8 protein-coding genes and 1 tRNA gene are annotated in these 14,054 nt (G+C 39.7%); 2 read left to right on the top strand and 7 right to left on the bottom strand.

Translation table 11 applies throughout. The features are described 5' to 3' along the window. From J8Z28_RS02220 to J8Z28_RS02200, 5 genes are all read right to left on the bottom strand, one after another. Complete coding sequence (locus J8Z28_RS02220; protein ID WP_130167237.1) at positions 1–1,404, bottom strand: lipopolysaccharide biosynthesis protein; 1,404 nt, start codon at positions 1,402–1,404, stop codon at positions 1–3. A gap of 47 nt (positions 1,405–1,451) precedes the next feature. Beyond that, positions 1,452–2,396, bottom strand: a complete 945-nt coding sequence (locus tag J8Z28_RS02215) for a Wzz/FepE/Etk N-terminal domain-containing protein (RefSeq protein ID WP_250659804.1) — start codon at positions 2,394–2,396, stop codon at positions 1,452–1,454. Positions 2,397–2,419: 23 nt separating this feature from the next. After that, positions 2,420–5,089 (bottom strand): SLBB domain-containing protein, encoded by a 2,670-nt coding sequence (locus J8Z28_RS02210; protein WP_250660367.1) that lies wholly within the window; start codon positions 5,087–5,089, stop codon positions 2,420–2,422. 126 nt (positions 5,090–5,215) lie between these two features. Then, entirely contained in the window at positions 5,216–5,995 is a 780-nt protein-coding gene (locus tag J8Z28_RS02205) for a DUF481 domain-containing protein (protein WP_063529616.1), read from the bottom strand. A gap of 36 nt (positions 5,996–6,031) precedes the next feature. After that, positions 6,032–6,850: a mechanosensitive ion channel family protein gene (locus tag J8Z28_RS02200; RefSeq protein WP_054563554.1), complete on the bottom strand. Its 819-nt coding sequence runs from the start codon at positions 6,848–6,850 to the stop codon at positions 6,032–6,034. A 279-nt stretch (positions 6,851–7,129) separates the two neighbouring features. On the opposite strand from J8Z28_RS02200, the gene J8Z28_RS02195 reads away from it, so the two are divergent. Further along, positions 7,130–7,205, top strand: a tRNA-His gene (locus J8Z28_RS02195). 459 nt (positions 7,206–7,664) lie between these two features. Beyond that, positions 7,665–8,699: an IS110 family RNA-guided transposase gene (locus J8Z28_RS02190; protein ID WP_250659528.1), complete on the top strand. Its 1,035-nt coding sequence runs from the start codon at positions 7,665–7,667 to the stop codon at positions 8,697–8,699. Positions 8,700–9,519: 820 nt separating this feature from the next. Here the strand turns inward: J8Z28_RS02190 and nagP are convergent. Together nagP and J8Z28_RS02180 are read right to left on the bottom strand one after the other, a co-directional pair. After that, positions 9,520–10,806 carry an N-acetylglucosamine MFS transporter NagP gene (nagP, locus tag J8Z28_RS02185; RefSeq protein ID WP_095209730.1) on the bottom strand — a complete coding sequence of 429 codons (1,287 nt, stop codon included), beginning with the start codon at positions 10,804–10,806 and terminating at the stop codon, positions 9,520–9,522. A gap of 415 nt (positions 10,807–11,221) precedes the next feature. Continuing rightward, positions 11,222–13,870 carry a beta-N-acetylhexosaminidase gene (locus J8Z28_RS02180; RefSeq protein WP_250659803.1) on the bottom strand — a complete coding sequence of 883 codons (2,649 nt, stop codon included), beginning with the start codon at positions 13,868–13,870 and terminating at the stop codon, positions 11,222–11,224. Positions 13,871–14,054: the final 184 nt, after the last annotated feature.

Raw genomic sequence — 14,054 nt, 5'->3', positions numbered from 1 at the left:
CTATACTTTTGCTTTTTTTATAGTTGATAACATGAACAAAAAATCCTTATAGAAAAGGGTTACTACTGCTAGTGATAAAAAAACCCAAATTAACACTATAACTTTACTTGATAATATTATTGTTACTATTGATGCTACCAAAAGAAATAAGGTTAATATATATAACCTTACCCTCGGTATACTCTTCCAAAAATAACATGACAACTCAGTTCGAAGAACAAGGAATACCCAAAATGAAGTTGCTGTACTAATCGCAGCTCCATATGCACCGAATTTTTTCACTAAGAAAAAGTTACCTATAAAATTAATAGCAAAAGCAAAAATTGATGCTAACATTGAGTAATTAGTCTTTTTTACTATATTAAGTCCAATCACTGTTGTTTCTGAAAGCACATAAAATAATGGGGCTAACATGCAAGGTATTACTAAATATTTCACCAAAGAATATTCATTTGGCAGTATATAATCAATTACCCAACTTGCCATACCGAGCAGTGAAATTATAACTGCAACAAATAAAACCACATACTTATTTATATTCCTAATTTCATTATCATCATGCCCGCCGTTTATAGTCTTATAAACGTATGGAGTCCATATTGTTGTAAATACTTTCTGGAAAATTATTGCTGCAGTAGAGAAACTTATAGCAACAGAGTAGATGCCTAACTCATTTAATGATGAGTAAGCTCTTAAAAAAAACTTATCTGTAGCAGTAAGCCCCCAATAAGCTATAGCACCAATAGTTAAAGGCAACCCGTAACTAAAATACTCTGAAAATCTTTTAATAGAAAACTTTATCAATATCGATTTATAAATTCCCTCTTTATTTCCATACAATAAATATAAAAGAATTAATAGGTTCGAAATAAGCTGACCTAATAGCAAATATATAAAACCTGAGCCTTCTTCAAATAAAATTATAATGAAAAAGTAACATAGAAAGAATACTTTAGGTAAGAATTGACTTAAGGAAAACAATAATGCATTTTCCTGCATTCGTACAATTAAAGATATAAACCTTTGTAAGTAAACGACCAAAATACATGCTAAAGTCATTAAAGTTAATGTTGAATCCTCAATCCCAAACAAAATGTAAGATATCAGAGTGGGATCAAATAGATATAATGTTAAAGACGTAATTATAAATAAGATAATGCCTGGTGTAATACAATCTTTAAATAATTGACCTACATCTTTTGAGGAGTAATAATAACGAATGTAAGATTGATCTAAACCTATGGAAAAAAAAAGTACAGCAAAACTCTGTACTATAAATAGCATGCTCAGCCTTCCAACATCTTCTGAACTGAAATGCCATGTAATCAGAGGTAAAGTTACAAATCCAAGGAACGCAGAACCGACAGGTCCTAGTGAGTATTGAGTTATAGTTCTTAGATTCATAAGTAAAATTTATAGTTGTTCATAGCGTTTCAGGCCAAATACTACTATCACTTTGAATAGATGCCTTTTATATTCGACAAGAAAAAGACAATCAAAAGACTCAGCATAAACCCAAGCAAAGTGCCAAAAATACAAATTAATGCCCTTTTGGGTCTATCTTTTAATTCTGGAACAATTGCAGGATCAATTACCTTAAAAACATATTCTTTTCTTACTTCGGCAAACATTATAGTTTTAGTTTGCTCTTCAATTAGGTTATAGAAAATTGACTTTATATCTGAAACACTTGTTTTGCGTATTTGCTCTTCTAGAAATGCGATACTCTTTTTAGCTTCCTCAATATCCTTCTTTTTCATTTCATTATTGATATCCTCTATTAGTAAATCGAGAATATTTTTAGCAAAATAAGGTGAAATATGATCAAATGAAATAGTGATCATGCCAGTTTCAATGTTTTCTATAATACTTAGCTTCTCTAAAAAACTTTTATAAGCTTCTTGATCTGTAGGCTTAAGCGTAAATGGAAGCTGCACTTCCCTCACCCACTTTTTCATCTCAGCATCATATAAATCTGGGTTATAACTCAACTTATTACTACCTAAATCCCAAAATTCTGCAGCTATCAAATCAGGTAATAAGTTATGTTTATTTATAAATTTTGATATGAATAGGCGCGACCTAAGTATTTCTACAGCTATCTTTGATTTATTTGATTGTGATGGAATATTCATTCCTGCCAAACTAGCAAGTCCGCCAAATTGACTAGCGAGAGAGGACAGCCCTCCTTTACTCTCTTGCTCAGCAGGCATAATTAAAGTAGTCGATTTATAAATATTTGGCTGGTTAATAGCAAATACTACTGAAATTAAAGCTGCTACTAAAGTTATTGATGAAATCAGCCATTTGTACCTAAAAAAGACATTAAAAACTTTTTTTAAGTCAACATCTTCAGATGAATTTTCGACTTTCATATTATGATTTAAACTAGACATTTTAATCTCTGTAAAAATAGGCTTTATATACTACTAATAGCAGCAACTGCTACACCTAACTGATAAACAATCTGTGTCGCAGTGCTCCACAGAGTTAGGTTGTCCATGTAATCTGAGTTCATTGGCACTACGATGGTATCGCCGGCTTCAAGCGTGTTTGTGTCATTAACTGCAAACCAGCTGCCTGTACTTGGGATTTTCACTGAGCCGTTAGCTTTGATGATATAGATTCGTTCATCTGCTGCGCGCTCTTTTAAGCCGCCACTAAGATCAATGTAATCGTCTACCGTAATACCTTGCTGGAATAAGTGTGAGGTTGCGTAGTTAACCTCACCAATTACACTGATTGAATCACGTTTACTTGGTACATAAAGCGCATCACCATTTTGCAGAACAAGCCTTTGTTTATCTTCTACAATCATTGGTAAATCAATAACCAATCGTCCCACAGCTTCAACGTTAGCCAGATCATTCAATAGCTTATTCATTTCATCATAAGAAAGACTGTTACTACTTACAGAGTTTTCAAAGCTTTTTGATGCAATATCACGACGCAAATCTTCCGAAAGTTTTGCTAATTGCTGTTGCTCTTGTTTGCGAATTGCTTCGCGAGTAAAAATAGCAGCATTTGGCGCGGCAAATTCAGAAAAACCGCCAGCACGTTCTAGTAAGTTGCTTAATGTTTCACCGCGACGAATAGTGTAAACCCCAGGGAATTTCACTTCGCCTTTAAGCTCTACCTTTACGTTTTCTTGCCAATTAGGAATAGAGAAGATATTAATACTATCTTTACTACGTAATGCGATATTTTCACCATTACTACCTAACATGGCAGCTTGCAGGTTAAATTTTATATGTTTAACTTTTGATGCGTCGCCATCCATTACACGGGTTATTTCAGCTTGCTCAGTATAAGCAGACTCAAGTAAACCACCGGCGGCGGCTATCAAATCGTTTACTTCGCCATTAACTGTAAGAGGATAAACACCTGGGTAAGTTACATGGCCATTTATTTCTACAAGCTGCATTGCCATAGTGACTGTAGCCTGCTGCTTTAGTTTAGAAATAATTGGCTTTAATAGATTAAAACGACTGAAAACTGCATAATCTTTTGTCTCAAGTAGCTCTTCATCGTCAGTTAAATTGTGCTTGGCAATATCTGCAATCGATTTAGTTCTGTCTTCTTTTGACTTTAGTCCTGTTGATGAGCCTGTAACACCGATGTATTTTTCAAACTCTCTTTGCTGGTATTGATGCCATTGTTTTACTTTATACTGCTGCTCTTGCTGCGCTTCTGTAAGCGCCATATTTGCAAGTGCAGTTTCTTCAGCTTGCTTTTCTTGATAACGGCTAAATACAAAAAGCTTATCGTTAGCTTTTAACTCTAAATCATGCTCTGCAGCCTTAACAATCGCTTGTGCTATATCAAATTGAAAAACTTTAATATCGCCTGCTACATTAACTTCACGAACAAGTAATCCGTATCCTAAGTCAGCCTGAGGCAGCAAGTCACCACGCACTGAAGTTAGAACGTCAGAGATGTGTTTACCTTGATGCCACTGATAATGACCCGGACGTGCAACAGCACCAATTAAGCTAATACTGTTTTGATATTGAAAGCTTACAGGGTTAAAACGAATACGATCCCCATCACGAGGGGTATAATTAATTTGATTACCGCTAAAGTCTACTGATAACACTTCTTTCATATTATTGTTATTGAAGCGTTCAACAATTGCTTTTTTAGCGTAAGCTTGCGGCTTTAAACCACCCGCCATTTTTAATAACTGTGCTGCTGTTTCACCTTTTTTTAGCTCAAAAATAGCAGGGCGCTTTACTAAGCCTTCAACAGCGACTTGTGAGCCAACTGATGGGATAAACACAACATCGCCAGGCTTTAAAATAATATCGTTGCTGCTATCACCGTTGATTAATAGATCATACAAGTCAAAGTTTGCAACAACCTTACCCGCACGTTTAACTTGAATATTACGTAGTGAAGCAATATCAGATACCCCACCACTAACAAATAGTGCATGGGATACGGTAGTCAGTGATGAAACAGAATAACTACCCGGTTTGTACGCTTCACCAAGCACTAGCACACGAATGCTACGAAGTTTGCCTACTGAAACAAATGCTTTAATACCAATTACTTCTTGTTCAACTTTTGCTTTGATTAACTCTTTGACTTCCGCAAAAGTCAGACCCGCCACTTGAACAGGACTTAAGTTTGGAATGCTGATACGCCCTTCGCGGTCAACAACAACTTCATAGCTCTCGCTTTCTTTACCGTAAAAGTTGATGTTAAGTGTATCTCCACGACCAATTAAGTAGGTATCAGGAACTGCCGCATTTTCACTTGGCATAAATGATGTTGGCTCACCAGCAAACAAGTCATAACCAAAAGGCTTTACTTCATCAACTTTTGGAGCAAAGCGTTCTTCATCTGTTAATTGCTCTTTTTCTTGTTCTAAACGAGGTTGTATTGTTGATTCTTGTTCAATTTGGTCGGTTGAAGATTTCTTACCTGTAATCGTCGATAAGTCGACACCATACTGCCTTGCTAGTGCCTCTTGCTGCGCTCTAGGAAGCTTTTTAAATTGTTCAATTTGTGCGGCTGTAGGAGTAAAAGCCAATACTGATGCGGAAGTTAACAGCAAAAAAGTAATGAAGAGTCTTTTAAATAACATCACAAGTAGGGATATCCATAGTTCTACAGTCAAAAAGATTGTCTATTCTACCTGAAATACAGGGAAATAAAAAAGGGACTTTCGTCCCTTTTTGTCATTAAATTGTCAACAAAACGATTTATTTAGTTAAAAACTGTAAACTAGCGTTAGTGACGTTTCTGTATCTGTGTTTTCTTTATCATCGGCAACATCTGAGTTGTGAGTGATGTTGTAAGCTACTTTCATTTGTAGTGAGCCGTTGATCTTAGCAAGGATTGCAGACTCTGAACGTGTTTTAGTATTGGTATCACCATATTCAACTGATACTAACTGAGTAAAACGTGCACTGTCTGAAATCTGCCAGTTGTAATCTACTTTACCTAGTGCGATTGCTTCACCTTCGCGCTCACCGGCAAGTGAGTCACCGTTGTCATCAACTTCAGTGCTGTCGTCTGGATATTGGAAGTACTTATAACCCGGACCGATTTCTGCGTTTAACCACATATCAGAGCGGTCGATTAAACGTAAACCGTAACCCGCTGAGATTACTGATTCATTACGGTATGCACCAAAGTAATCAGATACGTGCGAACCGTAGATGAATAAGTGTGAGTGCTTTTCGTTTAATTTATAGTTACCTTGCGCTGAAATTGAGTACTTTTCGTTGGTACGCTGTGTTTCTTTTACACCTTGGTCGTTTTCGATCTCATCTTCTTTGTAGATGCCGTCTAACTTGTACTCGTTATTCCAGTTTTCTAGGTTATGTAATACCTTGATACCACCTTTAAGTGTGGTTGTTTCAGTGTTACCGCTTGTTACGATAGCACCTAATTCACTGGTTACATCCCAAGTTTTGGTTTCATCTGCTGCGAATGCGCTAGTTGCAGCGCTTGCTGCAACTAGAATTGATAATGCTTTTAATTTCATTAAAAAATAACCTTTACTACTTGTACGTTAGACTTATTAGTCTTCTTTGTGCAAATGAACATCCATTTGCGGGAATGGGATTGTGATGTTGGCATCGTCTAGTGCGATCTTAATGTTTTCCATTAAATCAAAATACGTTGGCCAGTAATCAGCTGAGTTAACCCAAGGGCGAACCACAAAGTTTACGCTTGAATCTGCAAGCTCAGATACCGCTACTGTGTATGCTGGGTCTTTTAATAAGCGCTCTTCTTTATCTAAAACTGATTTAAGAACTGCTTTTGCTTCTTTAAGATCTGCATCGTAACCAACACCGATTACTAAATCGATACGACGAGTTGATTCACGAGAGAAGTTTGTAATTGGGCTGCCCATAATTGATGAGTTGGGCATGATAATTACTTTGTTATCTGGTGTACGTAATTCTGTAGAGAAAATTTCGATTTTCTTAACTGTACCCGCTTTACCACCTGCTTCTACATAGTCACCTGATTTGAAAGGACGAAGTAAGATGATTAAAACACCTGATGCAAAGTTAGATAGTGAACCTTGAAGTGCTAAACCTACTGCTAAACCAGCCGCACCTAAAATAGCAATGAATGAAGTAGTTTCAATACCTAATTGAGATAGTGCCATTAAGATTGTTGCAGCAAATACAATTGCATAGACAATACTAGCAACAAATGAACCTACAGCTTTATCGACTTTCTTTTTATCAAATGCTTTTTCAGTTAAGCCTTCGCAGAATTTAGCGATGCGACCACCGATAAAGAAAATGATTAGCGCTAGAACCGCCTGAACGGCGTAATGTATGATTAAACCTGAATTCTCGTTGATCCAGTTCATTATTGTATCCATGTTCTCTCCTGAAGTTCATTTGTAGCGTCACGCTGTACAAATTATATATGATCTTTGGTTAAAAAATCATTAAATTACGCATAAAACTACGAAATGAGTATTTGCTCAATTACAAAAGTCGCAAGTCTAATCTGCGAAACTGAACGCGAGCTGACCAGTGATGGTTTTCTGAATTTTCTGAGGTAAATAAGTTTTTTCTACTTTTTTCAATTTAGGGCTTCACAAGCCAACCTTAATTATGTAATATGCGCGCCACACCAAACGAGGTGTATCTCAGTGGCGGCTGTAGCTCAGTTGGTAGAGCCCCGGATTGTGATTCCGGTTGTCGTGGGTTCAAGCCCCATCAGTCGCCCCACTTCTCCCCCTTTGTAAATCCCTATATTTTCTTAAATATTTTTTATTTTGAATTTCAAGATTTTTCTTTAACACCTGTTTTCAATTCAAAAAGCCGTCAGCTTTCAGCTGTCAGTTTTGAGCCGAACTGTGTTGTTTGATCGCAATACACTCCCCCTTAAGATAGGTGTTGAATGTAAGACGCGCCAAGCAAGCGTGACGCCTACGATGTAGGAAGTACTTTAGTGCCGAAGTCCCTAAGATAATTCACGGCTAAAGCCGTTCCCACGAGGTACGAGATGCGGGGTATTGTAGGCGTGAAATTTATTTCACGCGAAATGTTATCAGCAGTGCCGTGTTTGAGACGCGCCAAGCAAGCGTGACGCCTACGATGTAGGAGATGTATGGACTCCTCCCCCAAATGGGGTGAGTACGGTATAAAGAGATTGGACAATTACTTTTACCAATAAGGAATCCATACATGTCAAAATTTAACCTAATTAGCATCGACTTGGCAAAAAATGTTTTTCAAGTCGGTAAGTTTTTTCATCAAAAACTTCAAAGTAATAAAGCGGTGGGCAGAAAAGAGCTACTGACCATACTCACTACGTCACCTCGCTGTAAAGTTGTTATGGAATCATGTGGTGGTGCTCATTATTGGGCACGCAAAGCACGTAGTGTTGGTCATGAAGTCGTGATTCTAGATCCTCGATTTGTCAAAGCATTTAGAGTTGGCCAGAAAACAGATGCAAATGATGTCATTGCAATAGCTGCCGCTTCTTTCTCACCTAATGTCCGCCCGTGTAAATCACTGACACAAGCACAGCAAAGCTTACAGTCAATAGAGCGAATGCGCGCCTTAGCTGAAAAGCAGAAACGACAGCTGGCTAATCAAATCAGAGGCTTGTTACTTGAATTTGGGATTGTAATCAAGCAATCGGAATGCGCGTTTAGGCAAGCTATCCCTGAGATTCTAGAGGATAGCGATAATGGATTAACCGCTGGTTTAAGGCAGTGTCTAGCTCAGTGCTATGAATTATTTAAAGCGCAATCAACATTAAAAGAAACATTAAATGAGTTACTGACAGGTTTAGTAAAACAAGATGAGCAGTGTGAACGTTTACTGGCGCTTGAGGGGGTCGGGCCTATCACAGCGGTTGGTTTATTAATAAGCTTAAGTGACACAACCCATTTTACGAGTGGACGTAATGCGGCAGCCAATGTTGGTGTCACCCCTCGGCAACACTCAAGTGGTGGAAAAGTACGAATAGGTCATATAGCCAAATACCGTGGAGAGATAACATTACGCAGTCACTTGTTTCTCGGAGCCAGAGCGGTTATCAGTCAGTTAAAGCATCGAGAGCCAAAAACGAAAAAAGAACAATGGCTCAAAGCATTAGTTGAAAGACGCGGTGTGAAGTGCGCCGCCATTGCATTAGCAAATAAAACAGTTAGGACAGCGTATGCCATGCTGAAAAAGGGCACGAGTTATGAACCCAGTTTACTAGCCAATTAATATTTAGCCTTCAATAACAGAAACAACAGTATTGACCAAGAACCTGCGTTAAGCGGTTAGACCCACCCTTGATAGCCTGTAAAGTGCCTGGCGTGTTAAAACACCGAGTAGGAGAAGAGGCACAAGGGCGCGAATACATCAAAGGGCCGAGGTAGCTCCTCATTATGAGCCCGCATATAAGCACGCAGTCTGACAAAATTAACGAAGGGTATTGTGCAATAGGAGGAGTCCATATAAGGTACTTTAGTGCCGAACTCTCTAAGATAATTCACGGCTAAAGCCGTTCCCACGAGGTGCGAGATGCGAAAGATTGTAGGCGTGAAATTTATTTCACGCGAAATGTTAGCAGCAGTGCCGTGTTTGAGACGCGCCAAGCAAGCGTGACGCCTACGATGTAGGAAGTACTTTAGTGCCGAAGTCTCTAAGATAATTCACGGCTAAAGCCGTTCCCACGAGATGCGCGGTATTGTAGGCGTGAAATTTATTTCGCGCGAAATGTTAGCAGCAGTGCCGTGTTTGAGGCGCGCCAAGCAAGCGTGACGCCTACGATGTAGGAGGTACTTTAGTGCCGAAGTCTTTAAGGATAATTCACGGCTAAAGCCGTTCCCACGAGATGAGAGATGCGACATATCGTAGGCGTGAAATTTATTTCACGCGAAAGCCTAGACCCTATCCCCTAATACCTAGCGCCTAATTTTTCAAACCCCAAACAAAAAAATGCCACCTTTCGGTGGCATTACACACGGGATTATTTCTATTTACTAGAAATGCTTTTCAAAGTTCAAGGCAGTGCGCTTTTCACCCAACCTCAAACTCATAATTACTTCCAACTTTTCATCTTGTGGCCTTTAACAGCATAGAAAAGTATGAATAAATAACAAGGCAACATCACAATATAAGCCATTTGTTGTGCTTCTGCGCTTTTTACGCCGCCACTTGCCAGGCCCCAAAATAATGGACCAAACGCTCCACCGGCAATACCCATAACGAGCAAACCAGAGCCTACACTAGTTAGCTTACCTAAACCAGATAATGCTAACGGCCAAACTGCAGGCCATACAATAGCATTAGCAAAGCCTAGCACAGCAATGAGCAATAATGTATCAGGTAGTACCGATTTTAATCCAAATAATGTTGATATAAATACAGTTTCATTGCTACCTGTAACTATCGCTAGCGTTAACACGCAACCCAATACCGCTGAAATTGTCAGCGCTGTTTGCTGCGATAACACTCTTGGGATAAGTAAAATCCCTAAAAAGTAACCTAGCACCATACAACCCATGGTGTACGATGTCATAACACTGTATTTTTCAACACCTAACGACAGCGCAAAGCTACCAATGGTATCACCTGCGATAACTTCAACAGCTACATAAACAAAAAGTGCCACAATCCCTAAGGCAAGGCTCGGATGGCTTAGCGCTTCTTTTACCTGCCCCGGTTTTTGTTCATCAACGTCGTCATCAATTAGCTCTGGTAAAGGCATTTTAGTTACCGCAAAGCCGAGTATACCAATAAAAATAGCCATCCCTAAATACGGTAATATTAAGCCATTGGCCATTGCATCAATATCAGTTTGGCTAAGCTCTTTACCTACAAAGCCTTTAAAATCACTGAGTATCAGTGCGGTAAACACAATCGGCGCAACAACACCTGCACCTTTATTTAATATACCCATAATACTAACGCGAGCCGCGGCTGATTCTTCTGGGCCGATTCTTACTACGTATGGGTTAACCGCTGTTTGTAATAACGTTTGCCCGGCTCCCATAACAAGTTGAGCGAATAAAAACAGTGCAAAAATTTGCGTTTTTGCAGCAGGAATAAACAGTAAACCTGCCACCATCATGGTCGCCATACCCAGCGCCATACCGTTTTTATAACCTACCTTTCTGATGATCATCGCCGAAGGTAAAGCCGTAAAAGTCACGGCGATATAAAACGAGAAAATAATCAGCGATGCCTGAAACGGTGAAAGCTGCAAAATCTGCTGTAAAAATGGCATCAGTGAACCATTTAACCATGTAGCAAAACCCAGTATAAAAAACAGCGTGGCAACAATCGCCATAGGCACAACACTGCTTTGTTTATTCATTTCAGACATAATATTTCCCATAACAGCACAGTTCGACTCTACGGCGCTGCTGATTCAGATGATTATATAAAAGAGATATTAAATATTTATAACACTATCGCAACAAAAATGACAGCGCTGACATATTTCTTTTAGACACCGTAGGCGTGAAATTTATTTCGCGCGATGAATTTAAATTAGCCGTCAGCTTTCAGCTATCAGTTTTGAGCGAACGGTGTTGTTTGGTTGCAATTCATTCCCCCTTCAGATAGATGTTGAATGTAAGACGCGCCAAGCAAGCGTGACGCCTACGAGTTGCGGGGTATTGTAGGCGTGAAATTTATTTCGCGCGAAGTTTTTAGGCCGCCAGATTTTAGTCAGACGCGCAAGCAAAAATGACGCCTACACTTTGCTGTAGGCATCATATTTATTTATCGCAGAAACATTACTCACCAACAACGGTCACGCGACTGGTTTGTTTTGCGTTTAAGCGGGTGCGTAGTGCAACTTTTGCATTGTTATCAACCTTCACAGGCTCGGCATAAGCTTGCCAGCTTTGGCCGTTGTCTAGGCTGTATTCAATGCTCAAATATGCAAATGCGCTGTTAGCATACAACTTACCATTTTCAATCACACCGCCCGGTACCGGTAAATGCAGATTGATGCCATCTTTGGCTAACTTATCAAGCTCTTTTAAGCCTACAGCACTTGAGAACTCAGCCCAGTCTTTTGCTTGTTTTTTACTATCGACACTTTCGCCTTCCCAATCAGCTTTGTGCCATGCGCGCTCTGCCACTGACAAAATACGCGGGAAGATCATTGCTAATACTTGCTCTTCAGTACGGATTGTTTCTGACCATACCTGACCTTGCATACCTAGAATATTTTCAGGCTTTTCAAGTTTAGGTAGTGGGCGGCCCACCAACGCTTCTAAATTAACGATTGGCTCACGAGTACGGGTGTAATCGGCATTGGCATACACGTCATCAGGCATGTAATTAAAGGCTTTTTTCGTATCTGTGTAACGAGTGGCCCAGTAATAACCACGCTCTTCAGGGCTTGCTTCGTGTGGGTGGTCAAAGTACAAATGCGTACCGTGTGATAACACCACTTGATAACCGGCATTTGCTAGGCGGTATGCTCTATCGGCAACGCCCCATTCCCAAATGTTATCCCAAGTATTAACGGTAAAAGTTTTGTTAGGGAACTCATCACGTTTAAACGAATTTTCGCGGTCATACATGATGCCATCTTCCCAAATACCCGGAGAAATACCGCGTTTTTCAAGTAAGGTTGCAACACGTTGTGTGAAATAAGGTTTTAAATCAGCGGGGCCAGCTACACCGTTATTAGGGTCGGCAAATAATGCCTGACAGATTGGTGAGCCTATCCACGAACCAGCACCGACTTCATCGCCACCAATATGCAGGTTCTTTAACTGCACACCTGCTTCGCGATACATCTGCTGAAGTTCATAAGTTACTTTATCTAAAAATGCGTAGGTAGAGTCCATACACACATTCATCGAGTTATCTTTGTAGTTTTGTACCGTCATGTACACAGAGGTATCTTTTGGATCAGTAAGCAAGTATTGCGTTGCCGGCCCCATATCTATGTGTTGAATTTCTTTGTTTGCAGAGCGCGTTTTAATGTTGTTTTTAGCGGCTTTCTCAGCTTCTTCTAACATGTTGTGATAACGTGCTTCCATCGCTTTGATTGAGGCACGTGCATGGCCAGGGCCTTCAACTTCAGGGATGATTTGAATGTGGCGGTCTTTCGCAAACTTTAATAGCTCAACAAACTCATCACGTTTCAGATAACCATTACCTGAGCCCGATTTAAATGGCCCAGTGCCAAGCTGAGTTAATAAACACTCGCGCTCTTCTAAATCAAAGCAGCGATAACCGCCAACGTCAGTGAGCTCTGGTAAGCCTGGGATCTCAAGTCGCCAGCCTTCATCTTCTGAAAAGTGCCAGTGTAGCTTATTCATTTTATAGCGAGCCATTTGCTCAACCAGCTTGAACATTGCTTCTTTGCCATGATAGTTACGACCATTATCGTAATGCATACCACGCCAACCATAACGCGGTGAGTCTTCAAGTTCTAACTGCGGTAAACTGGCACTGCCTTGGCTATTTGCAGGAATGAGGTTCAATAAGCTTTGCATCGCATAAAACACACCTGCGTTATCGCTACCTACGATAGTGATCACTTCATCATCAATCTCTAGAGTGTAGCTTTCTGCTTTTGCATTATTGAGTTTAGGGTCGACTTTTAAGCGTATTACTTTGTCTTTGCCAACATTGATATGATCAGGCTGTGCTTTAAGGCTAATGCCATAGTCATCTTGTAAGTCTTGCATAAACACCATAACTTCGTGTTTCAGCTGGCCTTGATAACTGATTTGCCAATTATTGTTTAGCGTCGCGCTACCTCGATTAAAATCGACTTTACGAGGCTTAGGGATAATACGCTTTAAAGCATCCTCTTTACTAACCGACACCTTATCAGTGCTATTACGCTCGAAACGTACTTTTGCCGTTGCTAAAACCGATAAATCTTTTGGCTCATTGTAACGGCGTAACTGATTTTCACGGGTAAATGGCGTCACAAACTGTTTAAAGTCTTCAGTGTCGGTGTTGGCAAATACGGCTGGTTTATTCTTACCTGAAACAAAAAATGCCCGTGGCATAAAGTCACTGTAAGCAACAATCCATACTTGTGCATCAAACGGCAACTCTAAGCTTTCACCTGCTGCTAAACCTTTAAAAGAGCTCGTTGGTACGATGCGATGAAGGTCACCATTAACGTGTTCAATGTTCAGGCCCGCAACATGCTCGGTTGAGATTTTACGAACTGAGTGAATATAAAGCTGCCAATCGCTCTCGCCTGCAGGTAACGCCACATCAGAGCCATTGTTGAGGGTAATTTTTCCTAAAAAGCCCGCATCTTTATTACGAAAGTTATCTTCTACCGAAAACAGCAGTTCGGTACCTTTCGCAAACTGATCAACTTGCGATTGAGTTAATGCTGCACTAGCCATTAAAGGCGCAGTCGCTAGCATTACCGCGAATAGTGACTTCTTAAAATCCATTACTTTCTCCTCGTTTAAGCCCTGAGTGTACGGTATTTCTGCGTACTATTTTTCATTTTTGTTAATAATTCGTTCCTATCATATAAAAACTAAAATGACAGCGCTATCATTTTATGAAAAATAAAGGTGAGGAGTTAGCTATCAGCTATCAGCTATCAGCTATCAGCTATCAGCTATCAGCTAT

This window comes from Pseudoalteromonas sp. SCSIO 43088 (genome assembly GCF_023650795.1).
GTDB classification, from domain to species: domain Bacteria; phylum Pseudomonadota; class Gammaproteobacteria; order Enterobacterales; family Alteromonadaceae; genus Pseudoalteromonas; species Pseudoalteromonas shioyasakiensis.
Note: the sequence above shows the minus strand (reverse complement) of the source record. Positions and strands in the feature narration are given on the sequence as shown.

Excerpts from the sequence above, each read along its gene's own strand:
- J8Z28_RS02215 (WP_250659804.1), bottom strand. The coding sequence starts at position 2,396 with ATGTCTAGTTTAAATCATAATATGAAAGTCGAAAATTCATCTGAAGAT.
- J8Z28_RS02205 (WP_063529616.1), bottom strand. The coding sequence starts at position 5,995 with ATGAAATTAAAAGCATTATCAATTCTAGTTGCAGCAAGCGCTGCAACT.
- J8Z28_RS02190 (WP_250659528.1), top strand. The coding sequence starts at position 7,665 with ATGTCAAAATTTAACCTAATTAGCATCGACTTGGCAAAAAATGTTTTT.
- J8Z28_RS02180 (WP_250659803.1), bottom strand. The coding sequence starts at position 13,870 with ATGGATTTTAAGAAGTCACTATTCGCGGTAATGCTAGCGACTGCGCCT.
- nagP (WP_095209730.1), bottom strand. The coding sequence starts at position 10,806 with ATGTCTGAAATGAATAAACAAAGCAGTGTTGTGCCTATGGCGATTGTT.
- J8Z28_RS02220 (WP_130167237.1), bottom strand. The coding sequence starts at position 1,404 with ATGAATCTAAGAACTATAACTCAATACTCACTAGGACCTGTCGGTTCT.
- J8Z28_RS02210 (WP_250660367.1), bottom strand. The coding sequence starts at position 5,089 with ATGTTATTTAAAAGACTCTTCATTACTTTTTTGCTGTTAACTTCCGCA.
- J8Z28_RS02200 (WP_054563554.1), bottom strand. The coding sequence starts at position 6,850 with ATGGATACAATAATGAACTGGATCAACGAGAATTCAGGTTTAATCATA.